The sequence below is a fragment of the Ramlibacter monticola genome, from assembly GCF_016722785.1.
GTDB classification, from domain to species: domain Bacteria; phylum Pseudomonadota; class Gammaproteobacteria; order Burkholderiales; family Burkholderiaceae_C; genus Ramlibacter; species Ramlibacter monticola.
Map to the genome: position 1 here is coordinate 20,565 of NZ_JAEQNE010000009.1, position 15,215 is coordinate 35,779.

Consider the following 15,215-nt stretch of genomic DNA (forward strand, 5'->3'; position numbering starts at 1 on the left):
GGGCCCTCTAGAATCGGCGGATGACCGTTTCAGCCTCTTCCGTACCGGAGCCGCAGGGCAGCTTCGAGCCCGCGCGCGCCATGCAATTGGCCAAGGACACGCTGGAGATCGAATCGGCTGCGCTGCTGGCCCTCCGGGGCCGTCTCGGCGACAGCTTTGCCCAGGCGGTGCAGGCCATGCTCAGCGTGCGCGGCCGGGTGGTCGTGATGGGCATGGGCAAGAGCGGCCACATCGGCCGCAAGATCGCCGCCACCCTCGCCTCGACCGGAACGGCGGCGATGTTCGTGCACCCCGCCGAGGCGAGCCACGGCGACTTGGGCATGATCAAGCCGATCGACCTCGTGCTGGCGATCTCCAACGGCGGCGAAAGCGACGAGATCACGGTCATCCTGCCGGTGCTCAAGCGCCAGGGCGTGCCCCTGATCGCGATGACGGGCAAGGCCGGCTCCACCCTGGCCCGCCACGCCGACATCGTGCTGGACAGCGGGGTCGAGAAAGAGGCCTGCCCGCTGAACCTGGCGCCCACGGCGAGCACCACCGCGCAGCTCGCGCTGGGCGATGCACTGGCGGTGGCCCTGCTCGATGCGCGCGGCTTCCGGCCCGAGGACTTCGCCCGCTCGCACCCGGGCGGCGCGCTGGGGCGCAAGCTGCTGACGCACCTGGCCGACGTCATGCGCACCGGCGACAACATCCCGGCAGTGCTGCCGGACGCCAGCTTCAGCCAGCTGATGCGCGAGATCACCGCCAAGGGCCTGGGGGCGTCGGCGATCGTCGACGAGGGCGGCCGCGTCCTGGGCATCTTCACCGACGGCGACCTGCGCCGCCTGATCGAGAAGGGCGCGGACCTGCGCAACGTGAAGGCGCGCGAGGTGATGCACTCGAACCCGAAGACCATCTCCGTGGACGCGCTGGCGGCCGAGGCCGCGCAGCAGATGGAACTGCACCGCATCACCAGCGTGCTGGTGGTGGACCGCGACGGCGTCCTGGTCGGCGCAGTCAACAGCAACGACCTGATGCGCGCGAAGGTGATCTGACGTGGCGCCGGCACTGAGCTTCCCGCCCGAGCTGCTGCTGGCCGCGCAGGGCATCCGCGTCGCCTTCTTCGATGTCGACGGCGTGATGACCGACGGCGGCATCCTGTTCTCCGACGAGGGCGAGACGCTCAAGCGCTTCCACATCCTCGACGGCCTCGGGCTCAAGCTGCTGCAGCGCGCGGGCATCACGCCGGTGGTGATCACCGGGCGCGATTCCAAGCCCCTGCGGCGCCGGCTCGAGGCGCTGGGCGTGAAGCACGTGCACTACGGCACCGAGGTGAAGCTGCCGGCCGCCGAGAAGTCGCTGGCCGACCTGGGGCTGGACTGGTCGCAGGCCGCGGCCATGGGCGACGACTGGCCCGACCTGCCGGTGCTGCGCCGCGTGGCCTTCGCCGTGGCGCCGCCGCACGCGCACGTCGAGGTGCGCCACTGCGCGCGGCACGTCACGCAGGCCGCGGCCGGCCAGGGCGCGGCGCGCGAGTTCTGCGATCTCCTGCTGGTCGCCTGCGGACGCTACGCAGAATTGCTGGAGGCCTACCGGTGACGCCGCTGCGCGGCTTCGGCCGTGCCTGGGACCGGATCACGATCTACCTGCCCGTCATCCTGATGGGCCTGCTGGCGCTGGGCACCTACTGGCTGGCCCGCAGCACCCCGACCTTCGCGCCGAACGCACCCGAGCGCCCGCCCACCCACGAGCCGGACTACTTCGTGCGCGGCTTTTCGGTGAAGTCCTTCGACCCGGCCGGTCAACTGAAGAACGAGATCCGTGGCGTGGAGGCGCGCCACTTCGCCGACACCGACACGATGGAGATCGACGAGCCGCGCATCCGCTCCTTCAGCCCCGACGGCGCCGTGGTGGTGGCGAGCGCGAAGCGCGGCATCAGCAACGCCGACGGCTCGCAGGTGCAGTTGATCGGCGACGCGGTGGTCACGCGCGAGGCGGCCGCCGAGCGGCGCGCCGCCGACCCGAAGATGGAAATGCGCGGGGAGTTCCTGCACGCCTACATGGAGCAGGAGCGCGTGATCTCCAACAAGCCGGTGACGCTGCGGCGCGGCGACGACACCTTCCGCGGCAACAGCCTGAACTACGACCACCAGAAGCGCGTGCTGGAACTCTCCGGCGACGTGCGCGGCACGCTGCAGCCGAAGCAGGCAGCGCGCTGATGGCGGCGCCCCTCGCGTTCATCACGGGCGCGTCCAGCGGCATCGGGCAGGCGCTGGCGGCGCGCTATGCACGGGCCGGCTGGCGCCTCGCGCTGGTGGCGCGGCGCAGTGCGGAGATGGCCGAGTGGGCGCGCGCGCAGGGCCTCGCCCCGGAGCGCTGGCGCGCGCTCGGGGCCGACGTCGCCGACCCGGACAGCATCGCGGCGGCGGGTGCGGCCTGCCTCGCCGACCAGGGCGTGCCCGACGTGGTGATCGCCAATGCCGGCATCAGCCTGGGCGTGGACACCGCGCTACGCGAAGACCTGGCCGTGCTGGCGCGTACCTTCGCGGTCAACAACGTGGGGCTGGCCGCCACCTTCCAGCCCTTCATCGCGCCCATGCGGCAGCGGGGCAGCGGGCGCCTGGTCGGCATCGCGAGTGTCGCCGGCATCCGCGGCCTGCCGGGGCACGGCGCGTACTGCGCCAGCAAGGCGGGCGTGATCAGCTTTTGCGAGAGCCTGCGTGGCGAACTGCGCGGCACGGGCGTGCGGGTCGTGACGATCGCGCCCGGCTACATCGACACGCCGCTCACGCGCCAGAACCGCTACGGCATGCCCTTCCTGATGCGCGCGGAGGACTTCGCCGAACGCGCCTTCCGCGTGATCGACGCGGGCCGCAGCTACCGCGTGATCCCGTGGCAGATGGGCGTGGTGGCCAAGCTCCTGCGCGTGCTGCCCGACCCGCTGTTCGACCGGCTCCTCGCGGGGCGCGCGCGCAAGCAGCGGCACGGGGAGGCGTGAGGCCAAGACAAAAGGCTCCCGAAGGAGCCTTTTCGCGATTCGTTCGCGCTCAGTAGTTGTTGTTGCCGCCGCCGCCGCCGTAGCCGCCGCCACCACCGCCGCCCGAGCGCCCGCCGCGCGGGCCGGCGCCATAGGGGCTGCGGAAGCCGCCATCCTGGCCGCCACCACCACCGCCGCCGCCACGGCCACCGTAGCCGCCGCCACCGCCGGAGCGGCCACCGCCGCCGCCGCCATAGCCGCCGCCGCCACCACCGTAGCCGCCGCCGCCACCACCACCGCCGTAGCCGCCGCCACCACCGCCGAAGCCGCGCGGACGGTTCTCCATCGGGCGTGCCTCGTTGACGACGATGCTGCGGCCGCCGAGGGGCTGGCCGTTCATGCCGGTGATGGCAGCCTGCGCCTCGGCGTCGCTGGCCATCTCGACGAAACCAAAGCCCTTGGAACGACCGGTCTCGCGTTCCATCATGACCTTCGCGCTATTGACCTGGCCGAACTGGCTGAAGGCCTGTTCGAGGTCGCTGTCGCGCATCTGGTAGGGCAGGTTGCCTACGTACAGTTTATTGCCCATTCAATGGGACTCCCCAAAAAGCATTTGACGATTAGCGATGGAGTCCCGAAACCGCATTCAACCGACTGACGCGAGAAGGCACCTGTCCAACGCAACCCACGTGTAAAACTTGACCACGCGAACCCATTATGGAGCACATCAGCGTGGCGGTGGCAAGGGGGCCAAACCGCATTCGGATGAAAAAAGGAACGATGGTGCCGTGGCGGAGGCCCAAAACAAAAAGGGCCCGTAGGCCCTTTGTGTGATCGTAAGGACTCGCCTACAGGCGTGTCAGTAACGGTCGCGGCCGTAGCCGCCGCCGCCTTCGCGCCGGCCGCCGCCGAAGCCGCCGCCACCACCGCCGCCTTCACGGCCGCCGCCGAAGCCGCCGCCGTTGCCGCCGCCGCCGAAGCCGCGCGCGCGCGGCTCCATCGGACGGGCTTCGTTCACCACCAGGGCGCGGCCGCCGTTCTGCTGGCCGTTCATGCCCTGGATGGCGGCCTGCGCCTCGGCGGCGCTGCCCATCTCGACGAAGCCGAAGCCCTTGGAACGGCCGGTGTCGCGCTCCATCATGACCTTGGCACTGGCCACGGTGCCGTACTGGCTGAACGCCTGCTGGAGGTCGTCGTCGCGGAAGGAATAGGGGAGGTTCCCCACGTAAAGCTTGTTGCCCATTACGGACTCCTGAGAAAAAACGCTGGAATTAGCGATGGAGTCCGCAAACGCAGCAAAGACACGCGAGACCGACAAACACCGCACACACGGGCCGCCTTCGCGGTCCGAGGCGAGCATTATGCGCGCGATTGCGAACTTGGGTACCCCGGGATGCCCCGAAGGCGTCCTGGCCGCCCCGCCTGCGGCGCCCGCACCACAGGCTGAGCCGGGGAACGGGGCGAAATGACGGCGCGATGCCAATGCGGTTACCAGTTGGCCTCGCGCTCCGGCGTCGAGCCGATGCGGTGGATCGCCAGGTCCGCGCCCTCGTGTTCCTCTTCCGGGGACAGCCGCAGGCCCACCGCGACCTTGAGCACGCCGTAGACCGCGAAGCCTGCGGCGAGCGCCCAGGCCGCGCCCAGCAGGCTGCCGATCAACTGCGCGCCCAGGTTCACCCCGCCCAGGCCCGCGAAGGTCCTGCTGCCGAAGATGCCGCAGGCGATGCCGCCCCACAGGCCGCACAGGCCGTGCAGCGGCCACACGCCCAGCACGTCGTCGATCTTCCAGCGGTTCTGGGTCAGCGTGAACATGAAGACGAAGATCGCGCCCGCAGCGCCGCCCACGGCCAGGGCGCCGATCGGGTGCATCACGTCGCTGCCCGCGCACACCGCCACCAGGCCGGCCAGCGGCCCGTTGTGCACGAAGCCGGGGTCGTTGCGTCCCAGGGCCAGCGCCGCCAGCGTGCCGCCCACCATCGCCAGCAGCGAATTCACGGCCACCAGGCCAGAGACCTTGTCGATGGTCTGCGCGCTCATCACGTTGAAGCCGAACCAGCCCACCGTGAGCACCCAGGCGCCCAGCGCCAGGAAAGGGATGTTGGAGGGCGGGTGCGCGGAGATCGCGCCGTCCTTGCGGTAGCGGTTGCTGCGGGCCCCGAGCAACAGCACCGCGGGCAGCGCGAGCCAGCCCCCCACGGCATGCACCACGATCGAGCCGGCGAAGTCGTGGAACTCCGCGCCGGTGAGCGACTTGATCCAGCCCTGGATGCCGAAGCGCTGGTTCCAGGCCACGCCCTCGAACAGCGGGTAAACGATGCCGACGATGACCGCAGTGGCGATCAGCTGCGGGCCGAAGCGGGCGCGTTCGGCGATGCCGCCGGAGATGATGGCGGGGATCGCGGCGGCGAAGGTGAGCAGGAAGAAGAACTTCACCAGTTCGTAGCCGTTGCGCGCGACGAGCTGGTCGGCGCCCACCAGGAAGCCGGTGCCGTAGGCGACGGCGTAGCCCAGGAGGAAGTAGGCGACGGTCGACACCGAGAAATCCACCAGGATCTTCACCAGCGCATTGACCTGGTTCTTCTTGCGCACGGTGCCCAGTTCGAGGAAGGCAAACCCCGAATGCATGGCCAGGACCAGCATGGCGCCCAGCAGAATGAACAGGACGTCCGCGCCCTGTTTTAGTGCTTCCATTGTTCCCCCAGAGGAATGATTCGCGTCGTTGTGGTGCGTTTTGGCCGTGAATCCGGCCACCGCACCAAACTAAAGCAATATTTGAGCCCATCCGCGTGCATGAGCGGCCGCTGCTACAATACGGCCCAGTCATTGGGGAGTAGCCTCCCTTCACCTCGAAAGGGGCGGTTGTCAACAGACTTGCGCCTCACGGCGCATGGCACCCGCGACGCTTCGGTTTGGCGAGACCTTTGACTGTGCAGCCTCCGTTTCAGGCCGGGGATGCTGCGCAGTCAATGGTGCGTGCGTACCGGCCGGAGTCCCTCTTCCATGCAAGCCTTCCTCGTTTCCACCGGCATCGTCGCGCTCGCCGAAATCGGCGACAAGACGCAGTTGCTGTCCCTCGTGCTGGCCGCGCGCTTCCGCAAGCCCTGGCCGATCGTGCTGGGCATCTTCGTGGCCACCGTGTTCAACCATGCGCTGGCCGGCGCGCTGGGCAGCTGGGTCACCCAGGCGCTCGGCCCGGACTTGCTGCGCTGGGTGCTGGGCGGCTCGTTCATCGCGATGGCCATCTGGATGCTGATCCCCGACAAGATCGACGAAGACGAAGCCGGCGGCAAGCACCGGTTCGGCGTCTTCGGCGCGACGGTGATCGCCTTCTTCCTGGCCGAGATGGGCGACAAGACGCAGATCGCCACCGTGATGCTGGCCGCCGAGTACAACGCCTGGGCCGCGGTCGTGGCCGGCACGACGCTCGGCATGATCATCGCCAATGCGCCGGTGGTCTGGTTCGGCGACCGCCTCATGCGCAAGGTCCCGATCCGCGCGGTGCACGGCGTCGGCGCCGTGGTGTTCCTGGTGCTGGGCGTGCTCGCGCTGCTGAAGTAGGCGGGCTATACTGCCCCCAGCGCCGATTTGCCTCGCTTGCGGGCGCTCAATAAATGCCGCTAAAGAAGGCCGAGACCCGGCCCGCTTCAGCGGGGCCGGGTTTTTTTCGTTCCATGTCCTTCATCGCCACGCCTCGCTCGATGCAGTTCGACGCGCCGCTTGCCCTGCAGAGCGGCGCCTCCATCCGCGGCTACTCGCTCGCCTACGAGACCTACGGCACGCTCGACGCCGACAGGAGCAACGCCGTCCTGATCTGCCACGCGCTCAACGCCTCGCACCACGTGGCGGGCGTCTACGCGGGCCAGGACAAGTCCGAAGGCTGGTGGGACACCATGATCGGCCCCGGCAAGCCGGTGGACACCGACCGCTTCTTCGTCATCGGCGTCAACAACCTGGGCTCCTGCTTCGGCTCGACCGGGCCCATGCACGTGAACCCCGACACGGGCCGCGTGTACGGCGCCGACTTCCCCGTCGTGACGGTGGAAGACTGGGTCCACGCGCAGGCCCGCCTGCTGGACGGCCTGGGCATCCGCAAGCTGGCCGCGGTGATGGGCGGCAGCCTCGGCGGCATGCAGGCGCTGTCGTGGACGCTGCAGTACCCGGAGCGCGTGCGGCACGCGGTGGTGGTCGCCAGCGCGCCCAACCTCACCGCCGAGAACATCGCCTTCAACGAAGTCGCACGGCGCGCGATCGTCACCGACCCGGACTTCCACGGCGGCCACTTCTACGAACATGGCGTCGTGCCCAAGAGGGGGCTGCGCATCGCCCGCATGGTCGGCCACATCACCTACCTGTCCGACGACGTGATGAACGAGAAGTTCGGGCGCCAGCTGCGCGAGGGCATGGACCTGCGCTACACGACGCAGGACATCGAGTTCCAGATCGAGAGCTACCTGCGCTACCAGGGCGACAAGTTCAGCGAGTACTTCGACGCCAACACCTACCTGCTGATCACGCGCGCGCTGGACTACTTCGACCCGGCGGCGCGCCACGGCGGCAGCCTCACCCGCGCGCTGGCCGTCGCCCGGGCGAAGTTCCTGCTGGTCAGCTTCACCACCGACTGGCGCTTCTCGCCGAAACGCAGCCGCGAGATCGTCAAGGCGCTGCTGGACAACGGACGCGACGTCAGCTACGCCGAGATCGACGCGCCGCACGGGCACGATGCCTTCCTGCTGGAGGACCCGCGCTACCTGTCGCTGGTGCGCTCCTATTTCGACCGCATCGCGGCCGAGTCCGTGGCGGCAGCCGCCGACACCCTCGCCGACCTGCCCGCGGGAGCCGTGCTGTGAGCGTCGCCGGGCCGCCCCAGGACGCGAAGGCCCCCTCGGAGGCCAGCGCAGGACACGAAGTGACAAGCGTGGGGGCTCGATGACCGACAAGGCAACCTTGCACACGATCGCGAAGCTGGTGCCGCCGGGCTCGCGCGTGCTGGACCTGGGCTGCGGCGACGGCGCGCTGCTGGACCTGCTGCAGCGCGAGCGCGGCTGCACCGGCTACGGCATCGAGATCGACGACGAGAACCTGCTGGCCTGCGTCAGGCGCGGGGTCAACGTGATCCAGCTGAACCTGGACCAGGGCCTGACCGTCTTCGAGGACGACTCCTTCGACGTGGTGCTGCAGATCGACACCCTGCAGCACCTGCGCAATGCCGAATGGATGCTGCGCGAGACGGCGCGGGTGGGCAAGTTGGGGATCGTCGCCTTCCCCAACTTCGCGCACTGGCCGAACCGGCTGTCCGTCGCGCGCGGCCGCATGCCCGTGACCAAGCGCCTGCCCTACCAGTGGTACGACACGCCCAACATCCGCGTCGGCACCTACAAGGACTTCGAGGTGCTGGCGACCAAGAACCGCCTCACCATCCTGGACGCCTTCGGCCTGCAGGACGGCCAGGAGCGGCGGATGCTGCCCAACCTCACCGCCGGCACCGCGGTGTTCAAGTTCGAGCGGGGCTAGCGCGATGCAGGCGGCCGGCCCTCCCGAGGCGCTGGCCGCGCCCCCCGCGTCCGTGCCTTTCGGCGAGGCGCTGAAGTTCTGGCTCAGGCTGGGCTTCATCAGCTTCGGCGGGCCGGCCGGCCAGATCGCGATCATGCACCGCGAGCTGGTGGAGCAGAAGCGCTGGATCTCGGAGCGGCGCTTCCTGCATGCCCTCAACTACTGCATGCTGCTGCCCGGCCCCGAGGCGCAGCAGCTCGCCACCTACATCGGCTGGCTGATGCACCGCACCTGGGGAGGCATCGTCGCGGGCGCTCTGTTCGTGCTGCCCTCGCTGTTCATCCTGGTCGCGCTGAGCTGGGTCTACCTCGTCTACGGCGAGGTGGACTGGGTGGCGGGCCTGTTCTACGGCATCAAGCCCGCGGTGGCCGCGATCGTGCTGCACGCGGTATGGCGCATCGGCAGCCGCACGCTCCGGAGCCCGCGCCAGGTGCCGCTGCTGTGGGCCATCGCGCTCGCGAGCTTCGCCTGCATCGCCTGGTGGAAGTTGCCCTTTCCCCTGGTCGTCGCGGCGGCGGCACTGGCCGGCGTCGCCGGTGCGCGGATCGCGCCGGCGCAGTTCGCCGCCGGCGGCGGCCACGGCAAGGCGGACAAGCGCTGGGGCCCGGCGCTGATCGACGACCACACGCCCACGCCATCGCACGCCCGGTTCCGCAGGACGCGGCTGGCGCAGGTGGTGGGCGTGGGCGCGGTCCTGTGGCTGCTGCCCATGGCGCTGCTGGTCGTCACGCAGGGATTCGAAGGCACGCTGGCGCGCATGGGATGGTTCTTCACCAAGGCGGCCCTGCTCACCTTCGGCGGGGCGTATGCGGTGCTGCCTTACGTCTACCAGGGCGCGGTGGAGCAGTACCAGTGGCTCACGGGGGCGCAGATGATCGACGGCCTGGCCCTCGGCGAAACCACGCCCGGCCCCCTGATCATGGTCGTGGCCTTCGTCGGCTTCGTGGGTGGCTGGACCCGGCAGGTGCTCGGGCCCGACGCGCTGTTCGCGGGGGCCGCGCTCGCGGCCACGGTGGTCACCTGGTTCACCTTCCTGCCTTCCTTCCTGTTCATCCTGGCGGGCGGGCCGCTGGTGGAGTCCACCCACGGCGACCTGCGCTTCACCGCGCCGCTGACCGCGATCACGGCGGCCGTGGTGGGCGTGATCGGCAGCCTGGCCCTCTTCTTCCTGCTGCACATCGCGCAGGCCCGGCCGGCGCTGGGCCTGCCCGTCGACGGGGTGGCGCTGGCCATCGCGGCCGCGGCCGCCCTCGCGCTGTTCCACTTCAAGGCCGGCGTGATCCCGGTGATCGCCGCATGCGCGCTGCTGGGCATGGCGCTGCGACTCTCCGGCGCCGCCTGACATATGCTTGCGCATCGAACAATGCGGCCCGGGGCCGCCCACATGGAGACACACGCCAGATGAACATCCTGATCACTGGGGGCAGCGGCTTCCTCGGCGCGCGCCTCGCGCGCACGCTTCTTTCCAGGGGCACGCTGGCGCTGGCCGGCGGCGCCGCCCAGCGCATCGCCTCGATCACCCTGACGGACCGCGCGCCGCCGCCGCAGGACCTGCAGGACGACGCGCGCGTGCGCTTCGTCGGCGGCGACCTCAACGAGCTGCTCGCCGGCGGTCAGCTGCCGCAGGCCGGCACCGACTGCGTGTTCCACCTCGCGGCGGCCGTCAGCGGCGAATGCGAGGCCGACTTCGACCTCGGCATGCGCAGCAACTTCGCTGCCACCCAGACGCTGCTGGCGAACTGCCGCGCGCTGGGCACCCGGCCCACGGTGGTGTTCGCGAGTTCGCTGGCCGTGTTCGGCAAGCTGCCGGGCCAGCCCATGCCCACCGGCATCGACGACTTCACCCTGCCCACGCCGCAAAGCAGCTACGGCATCCAGAAGTTCGTCGGCGAGCAGCTGATGGCGGACTACGGCCGCAAGGGCTTCATCCGCGCCCGCAGCGTGCGGCTGATGACCGTGAGCGTGCGCCCCGGGCGGCCCAACGGCGCGGCCTCGGGCTTCCTGTCCGGCATGCTGCGCGAGCCGCTGGCCGGCGTGCGCGCGCAGGTGCCGGTGGCGGCTGCGACGGTGGTGGCGCTGGCCTCGCCGGGCCGCACCATCGAGGGCATCGTCCGCGCCGCGGAAGCGTCGGACGCCGAGTGGGGGCCGCTCACCGCGGTCAACCTGCCGGCCTTGCGCACCACGGTGGGCGAGATGGCCGCGGCGCTGGAGCGGGTGGCCGGCAGCGATGCCGCCGGGCTCCTCGACTGGACGCCGGACCCGGCGATCGAGCGCCTGGTGAGCACCTGGCCCGGCGACGTGAAGTCCACGCGCGCGCAGGGCCTGGGCCTGCGGCCCGACGGCGATTTCGAGAGCATCGTGCGCGAGTACGTGCGCGAGAACCCGCAGGCCGTCAAGCTGCCGGTGCGCTGAACCGGGGGAGCCGCCATGCCGCGTTTCGCCGCCAACCTCTCCATGCTCTATCCGGAGCATGCCTTCCTGGACCGCTTCGAGGCCGCCGCCCGCGACGGCTTCCAGGCGGTCGAGTACCTGTTCCCCTACGACTTCGAGCCGCAGGCGCTGGCCGCGCGACTGCAGGCGAACGGCCTGCAGCAGGTGCTGTTCAATGCGCCGCCCGGCCAGTGGGATGCCGGCGAGCGCGGCCTGGCCTGCCTGCCCGGGCGCGAGAAGGAGTTCCGCGAGGGCATCGCCAAGGCGCTGCGCTACGCCGAGGCGCTCGGCTGCCCGCGCGTGCACGTGATGGCGGGCCTGGTGCCGAAGGACGAGGAGCGCTCGGCCCTGCGCCCGGTCTACATCGAGAACCTGCGCTGGGCGGCGCGCGAGGCCGCGCAGCAGGGCGTGAACCTGCTGCTGGAGCCGATCAACACGCGCGACATCCCCGGCTTCTTCCTCAATCGCCAGGACGAGGCGCACCAACTGCTGTCGGAGATCGGCGCGCTCAACGTGCAGGTGCAGATGGACCTGTACCACTGCCAGATCGTCGAGGGCGACGTCGCCATGAAGATCCGCCAGTACCTGCCGACCGGCCGCGTGGGCCACTTCCAGATCGCCGGCGTGCCGCAGCGGCACGAGCCGGACCTCGGCGAGGTGAACTACGACTACCTGTTCTCGGTGATCGACGAGGTCTCGTCGGCCTGCGGCTGGGACGGCTGGGTGGGCTGCGAGTACCGGCCGGCGCGCGGCGCGCAGCCGGGCGGCACGTCCGCGGGCCTCGGGTGGATGCGCAAGGCTAGGTCTTCTTGAGGATGTCGATGTTGCCGTCGGCCTCGAGGACGGCCATGCGCATGTCCTCGACCTGGCAGTCGGCGGCGCGCAGGGCCTTGTCGAGGTCGCTGCGCGGCACCCGCTGGCTTTTCAGCACGTCGTCGTAGATCACGCCGTCCCGGCCCACCAGCACCGGCTTGCCTTGCATCGCCGCGTCGAAGCGGCGGCTGCGCGAGCTGCCGATGGCGATCAGCACGTCCAGCGCCACGAGGGTCGCCGCCGCGATCAGGCCGCCGGGCAGCGATTGGTCCTGGCCGTTGATGGAGCCGCTGACCGCTTCGGACAGCAGCATCACCACCACCAGGTCGAAGGGCGTGAACTGGCCCACCGTGCGCTTGCCGCTGATGCGCACCATGACCAGCAGCGCGATGTAGACCACGCTGGCGCGGACGACGAATTCCCACCAGGGGGCTTGCATGTCGAACATCCCGTCGTTCTCCCTTGTTACTCTCACGGAAGAGTGATGCAGCCGGATGGCTCAGCCATGTCGGACGAAGGCGGAATCGGATGTGCGCCAGCGCTGGGTTAGGCTTGCCGCATGGCCCTGACCCTGGCGCGTCCCGTCCACAGCGAATTGCTGATCAAGAAGAGCCGTTTCATCGGCTGCGTGCAGCCGGTGGCGGGCCGCCCCGAAGCGCAGCAGGTCGTCGAGTTGCTGCGGGCGCAGCATCCGGGCGCCGCCCACGTCTGCTGGGCCCTGCTGGCCGGCGGCCAGTCCGCGGCCAACGACGACGGCGAGCCGGGCGGCACGGCGGGCCGGCCGATGCTGGAGGTGCTGCGTCACCAGCAGCTCGAAGGCGTGCTGGCGACGGTGGTGCGCTACTTCGGCGGCGTGAAGCTGGGCGCCGGCGGCCTGGTGCGGGCGTACACCGACGCGGTGGCGCAGGCGCTGCTGCAGGCGGAAAAGCTGCCCTTGCGGCGCACGCTGGAGTTCGCCTGCCGGGTGCCGTATTCGCTGGAGGGGCTGGTGCGGCGCGAGCTGCAGGAGGCGGGCGCGAGCCTCGGGCAGGTGCAGCACGGGGAGGCGGTGGAGATCGCGTTCACCGTGACGGAGGATGCGGCGGCGGCGCTGCGCTCCCGGTTGAACGAGTCAGGGCAGGGGCAGCTGCACTGGCTCGATGCCGACTAGCTTCCTTCGCGCAGCTGGCGCAGGAACTCCATCGCCGCCGCCGGATTGCGTTCCTTCGCCGCGCTGATGAAGAACACGAACGCCTCGCTGCGCGGGTCCGCCGCGACCCACTCCTGCGCCCCCTTCACCCAGGCCGCGATGTCGTCCGGCCGGTAGCCGGTGGCGCAGTCCGATTCGCTGCGCATCAGGCGCAGGTACGCCAGCTCGCTGCGCGCATGGGGGATCGAAGGGAACTTGTCCGAGTCCGTGTAGACCGTGGTGCAGCCATTGCGCGCCAGCAGCTCCAGGTACTCCTCGCAGGCGAAGCTGGGATGGCGCACGTCCAGCACGTGGCGCAGCTCCCTTCCGCCCACCTCGCGCGGCAGCAGGCGCACGAAGGCCTCGAGGTCGTCCGGCCGGAAGGGCGTGGTCGGCATCAGCTGCCACAGCAGGGGCCCCAGCTTGTCGCCCAGTTCGGCGATGCCGCTGCCGACGAAGCGCGCGATGCTGTCGCCCGCCGAGGCCAGCTCCCGCCGGTGGGTGGCGAACCGGTTCGCCTTGAGGGAGAACACGAAGCCCTCCGGCGTTTCATCGCGCCACTTGGCGAAGGTGGAGGGCTGGAAGGTGCTGTAGAAGGTGCCGTTCACCTCGATCGCGGTGAGCTGGCGGCTGGCGTAGTGCAGCTCCTTGCTGTGGGGCAGCCCGGCCGGATAGAAGTTGCTGCGCCAGGGCTCGAAGGTCCAGCCGCCGACGCCGACGTGGATGCGTTGTTCCATAGGGAGGTAGAAGTGAAGGGCCAGGGGACATCCGCGGCGCATCCTAGCCCAGCCACCGGCTGCCGCGTACAGTTGCATGCATGAACAAGCCTCGCGACCTCCCCTCCACGATCCTCGACAGCGTCCGTGCCCTGGACCAGGTCACCCAGCAGTGGGACGGCGACATCGTCCGCCAGCTCACCGACTACATCGCCATTCCCGCCAAGTCGCCCGGCTTCGACCCGCAATGGGAGCAGCACGGCTACATCGAGACGGTGCTGCGCAACGCCGCCAGCTGGGTCGAGGCGCAGAAGGTCCAGGGCCTGAAGCTGGAGATCGTGCGACTGCCGGGCCGCACCCCCGTGCTGTTCTTCGAGATCGAGGGCACCCGGCCCGGGGCGGCCCAGACGATCCTGATGTACGGCCACCTCGACAAGCAGCCCGAGTTCACCGGCTGGCGCGCCGGCCTCGGCCCGTGGACGCCCAAGTACGAAGAGGGCAAGCTCTACGGCCGCGGCGGCGCCGACGACGGCTACGCGGTCTACGCCAGCATCGCCGCGGTGCAGGCGCTCAAGGCGCAGGGCAAGCCGCACGCGCGCATCGTCGGCCTCATCGAGACCTGCGAGGAGTCCGGCTCCTACGACCTGCTGCCCTACGTCGATGCCTTGCGCCCGCGCCTGGGCGACGTCGGCCTGGTGATCTGCCTGGATTCCGGCGCCGGCAACTACGACCAGCTGTGGCTCACCACCTCCCTGCGCGGCCTGGCCGGCGGCACCCTCAAGGTGCAGGTGCTGACCGAGGGCGTGCACTCCGGCGACGCCTCCGGCCTCGTGCCCTCCAGCTTCCGCATCATGCGGCAGGTGCTCGATCGCCTCGAAGACAGCCAGACCGGCCGGCTGCTGCCGGCCAGCTTCCACTGCGAGGTGCCCGCCGATCGGCTGGCGCAGGCGAAGGCGACCGCCGCCATCCTGGGCGAAGAGGTCTACAAGCGCTTCCCCTGGGCCCATGCGGACTGCGGCGGCTCCACCGTGTTCGCGCTGCCGACCACCACCGACCCGGTCGAGGCGCTCGTCAACCGCACCTGGAAGCCGACGCTGTCGGTCACCGGCGCGGAAGGCCTGCCCGCCCTGCAGGACGCCGGCAACGTGCTGCGGCCCTACACCGCCTTCAAGCTGTCGCTGCGCCTGCCGCCCCTGATCGACGCGGGCCAGGCGGTGCAGGAACTCAAGACGCTGCTGGAAGACAACGCCCCCTACCAAGCGGTCGTGACCTTCGAGTCCGGCAGCGCCGCTTCCGGCTGGAACGCGCCGCCCACCACCCCCTGGTTCGAGCAGGCGCTCAATGCCGCCTCGCTGGCGCACTTCGGCGCGCCGGTGGGCTACATCGGCCAGGGCGGCACCATCCCCCTGATGAACATGCTCAGCGCCGGCTTCCCGGCGGCGCAGATGATGGTCTGCGGCGTGTTGGGCCCGCGCAGCAACGCCCACGGGCCCAACGAGTTCCTGCACGTCCCCTACGCCAAGCGCCTGACCGCGGCGGTGGCGGAGGTGATGGCGCAAATGCCCTGAACTGCCGTCCAAAC

The 15,215-nt window shown here is 70.2% G+C and carries 17 protein-coding genes and 1 riboswitch; of the genes, 12 read left to right on the forward strand and 5 right to left on the reverse strand.

Going from position 1 to position 15,215, the window contains the following annotated elements:
- Positions 1-80 precede the first annotated feature (80 nt).
- The 4 genes from JJ685_RS26015 to JJ685_RS26030 are packed head-to-tail and all read left to right on the forward strand — an operon-like array spanning position 81 to position 2,977.
- Positions 81-1,034 carry a KpsF/GutQ family sugar-phosphate isomerase gene (locus tag JJ685_RS26015; protein WP_236599307.1) on the forward strand — a complete coding sequence of 318 codons (954 nt, stop codon included), beginning with the start codon at positions 81-83 and terminating at the stop codon, positions 1,032-1,034.
- A 1-nt stretch (position 1,035) separates the two neighbouring features.
- Positions 1,036-1,578, forward strand: coding sequence for a KdsC family phosphatase (locus JJ685_RS26020; protein ID WP_201677295.1), 543 nt, complete (start codon positions 1,036-1,038; stop codon positions 1,576-1,578).
- Positions 1,575-2,198 (forward strand): LPS export ABC transporter periplasmic protein LptC, encoded by a 624-nt coding sequence (gene lptC, locus JJ685_RS26025; protein WP_330901852.1) that lies wholly within the window; start codon positions 1,575-1,577, stop codon positions 2,196-2,198. The genes JJ685_RS26020 and lptC overlap by 4 nt, the downstream gene beginning before the upstream one ends.
- Entirely contained in the window at positions 2,198-2,977 is a 780-nt protein-coding gene (locus JJ685_RS26030; protein WP_408015500.1) for an SDR family oxidoreductase, read from the forward strand. The genes lptC and JJ685_RS26030 overlap by 1 nt, the downstream gene beginning before the upstream one ends.
- A gap of 49 nt (positions 2,978-3,026) precedes the next feature.
- Here the strand turns inward: JJ685_RS26030 and JJ685_RS26035 are convergent, their stop codons facing one another.
- The 3 genes from JJ685_RS26035 to JJ685_RS26045 all read right to left on the reverse strand — a co-directional run bounded on the left by JJ685_RS26035 (position 3,027) and on the right by JJ685_RS26045 (position 5,647).
- On the reverse strand, positions 3,027-3,545 hold the full coding sequence (locus JJ685_RS26035) for an RNA recognition motif domain-containing protein (protein ID WP_201677296.1): 519 nt from the start codon (positions 3,543-3,545) through the stop codon (positions 3,027-3,029).
- Positions 3,546-3,815: 270 nt separating this feature from the next.
- Complete coding sequence (locus JJ685_RS30155; RefSeq protein WP_201677297.1) at positions 3,816-4,199, reverse strand: RNA recognition motif domain-containing protein; 384 nt, start codon at positions 4,197-4,199, stop codon at positions 3,816-3,818.
- Positions 4,200-4,444: 245 nt separating this feature from the next.
- Complete coding sequence (locus JJ685_RS26045; protein WP_201677298.1) at positions 4,445-5,647, reverse strand: ammonium transporter; 1,203 nt, start codon at positions 5,645-5,647, stop codon at positions 4,445-4,447.
- A 120-nt stretch (positions 5,648-5,767) separates the two neighbouring features.
- A riboswitch (yybP-ykoY riboswitch) is annotated at positions 5,768-5,949 on the forward strand.
- Positions 5,950-5,956: 7 nt separating this feature from the next.
- Here JJ685_RS26045 and JJ685_RS26050 point away from each other — a divergent pair.
- The 6 genes from JJ685_RS26050 (at position 5,957) to otnI (ending at position 11,749) form a co-directional block, all read left to right on the forward strand.
- Entirely contained in the window at positions 5,957-6,514 is a 558-nt protein-coding gene (locus JJ685_RS26050) for a TMEM165/GDT1 family protein (protein ID WP_201677299.1), read from the forward strand.
- Between the two features lie 113 nt (positions 6,515-6,627).
- Positions 6,628-7,803 carry a homoserine O-succinyltransferase MetX gene (metX, locus tag JJ685_RS26055; protein ID WP_201677300.1) on the forward strand — a complete coding sequence of 392 codons (1,176 nt, stop codon included), beginning with the start codon at positions 6,628-6,630 and terminating at the stop codon, positions 7,801-7,803.
- 79 nt (positions 7,804-7,882) lie between these two features.
- Positions 7,883-8,467 carry a methionine biosynthesis protein MetW gene (metW, locus tag JJ685_RS26060; protein ID WP_201677301.1) on the forward strand — a complete coding sequence of 195 codons (585 nt, stop codon included), beginning with the start codon at positions 7,883-7,885 and terminating at the stop codon, positions 8,465-8,467.
- A gap of 4 nt (positions 8,468-8,471) precedes the next feature.
- The gene (gene chrA / locus JJ685_RS26065; RefSeq protein WP_201677302.1) at positions 8,472-9,848 is read left to right on the forward strand and encodes a chromate efflux transporter; all 1,377 of its coding nucleotides are present in this window, start codon (positions 8,472-8,474) and stop codon (positions 9,846-9,848) included.
- 59 nt (positions 9,849-9,907) lie between these two features.
- Positions 9,908-10,918: a D-erythronate dehydrogenase gene (gene denD, locus JJ685_RS26070; protein ID WP_201677303.1), complete on the forward strand. Its 1,011-nt coding sequence runs from the start codon at positions 9,908-9,910 to the stop codon at positions 10,916-10,918.
- A 15-nt stretch (positions 10,919-10,933) separates the two neighbouring features.
- The gene (gene otnI, locus JJ685_RS26075) at positions 10,934-11,749 is read left to right on the forward strand and encodes a 2-oxo-tetronate isomerase (protein WP_201677304.1); all 816 of its coding nucleotides are present in this window, start codon (positions 10,934-10,936) and stop codon (positions 11,747-11,749) included.
- On the opposite strand, the gene JJ685_RS26080 is transcribed toward otnI, so the two are convergent.
- Positions 11,736-12,197, reverse strand: a complete 462-nt coding sequence (locus tag JJ685_RS26080) for a DUF421 domain-containing protein (RefSeq protein WP_201677305.1) — start codon at positions 12,195-12,197, stop codon at positions 11,736-11,738. The genes otnI and JJ685_RS26080 overlap by 14 nt on opposite strands.
- 111 nt (positions 12,198-12,308) lie before the next feature.
- On the opposite strand from JJ685_RS26080, the gene JJ685_RS26085 reads away from it, so the two are divergent.
- The gene (locus JJ685_RS26085) at positions 12,309-12,899 is read left to right on the forward strand and encodes an IMPACT family protein (RefSeq protein ID WP_201677306.1); all 591 of its coding nucleotides are present in this window, start codon (positions 12,309-12,311) and stop codon (positions 12,897-12,899) included.
- On the opposite strand, the gene JJ685_RS26090 is transcribed toward JJ685_RS26085, so the two are convergent.
- The gene (locus JJ685_RS26090) at positions 12,896-13,654 is read right to left on the reverse strand and encodes a DUF72 domain-containing protein (protein ID WP_201677307.1); all 759 of its coding nucleotides are present in this window, start codon (positions 13,652-13,654) and stop codon (positions 12,896-12,898) included. The two genes, JJ685_RS26085 and JJ685_RS26090, sit on opposite strands and share 4 nt — an antisense overlap.
- Before the next feature lie 80 nt (positions 13,655-13,734).
- Between JJ685_RS26090 and JJ685_RS26095 the strand changes: the two genes are divergently transcribed.
- Positions 13,735-15,201, forward strand: coding sequence for a M20 family metallopeptidase (locus JJ685_RS26095; RefSeq protein WP_201677308.1), 1,467 nt, complete (start codon positions 13,735-13,737; stop codon positions 15,199-15,201).
- Positions 15,202-15,215 lie beyond the last annotated feature (14 nt).

Coding starts and splice junctions, on each gene's coding strand:
- chrA (WP_201677302.1), top strand. CDS start 8,472: ATGCAGGCGGCCGGCCCTCCCGAGGCGCTGGCCGCGCCCCCCGCGTCC.
- JJ685_RS26030 (WP_408015500.1), top strand. CDS start 2,198: ATGGCGGCGCCCCTCGCGTTCATCACGGGCGCGTCCAGCGGCATCGGG.
- metX (WP_201677300.1), top strand. CDS start 6,628: ATGTCCTTCATCGCCACGCCTCGCTCGATGCAGTTCGACGCGCCGCTT.
- JJ685_RS26015 (WP_236599307.1), top strand. CDS start 81: ATGCAATTGGCCAAGGACACGCTGGAGATCGAATCGGCTGCGCTGCTG.
- JJ685_RS30155 (WP_201677297.1), bottom strand. CDS start 4,199: ATGGGCAACAAGCTTTACGTGGGGAACCTCCCCTATTCCTTCCGCGAC.
- JJ685_RS26080 (WP_201677305.1), bottom strand. CDS start 12,197: ATGTTCGACATGCAAGCCCCCTGGTGGGAATTCGTCGTCCGCGCCAGC.
- JJ685_RS26045 (WP_201677298.1), bottom strand. CDS start 5,647: ATGGAAGCACTAAAACAGGGCGCGGACGTCCTGTTCATTCTGCTGGGC.
- JJ685_RS26050 (WP_201677299.1), top strand. CDS start 5,957: ATGCAAGCCTTCCTCGTTTCCACCGGCATCGTCGCGCTCGCCGAAATC.
- metW (WP_201677301.1), top strand. CDS start 7,883: ATGACCGACAAGGCAACCTTGCACACGATCGCGAAGCTGGTGCCGCCG.
- JJ685_RS26090 (WP_201677307.1), bottom strand. CDS start 13,654: ATGGAACAACGCATCCACGTCGGCGTCGGCGGCTGGACCTTCGAGCCC.
- otnI (WP_201677304.1), top strand. CDS start 10,934: ATGCCGCGTTTCGCCGCCAACCTCTCCATGCTCTATCCGGAGCATGCC.
- denD (WP_201677303.1), top strand. CDS start 9,908: ATGAACATCCTGATCACTGGGGGCAGCGGCTTCCTCGGCGCGCGCCTC.
- JJ685_RS26035 (WP_201677296.1), bottom strand. CDS start 3,545: ATGGGCAATAAACTGTACGTAGGCAACCTGCCCTACCAGATGCGCGAC.
- JJ685_RS26085 (WP_201677306.1), top strand. CDS start 12,309: ATGGCCCTGACCCTGGCGCGTCCCGTCCACAGCGAATTGCTGATCAAG.
- JJ685_RS26095 (WP_201677308.1), top strand. CDS start 13,735: ATGAACAAGCCTCGCGACCTCCCCTCCACGATCCTCGACAGCGTCCGT.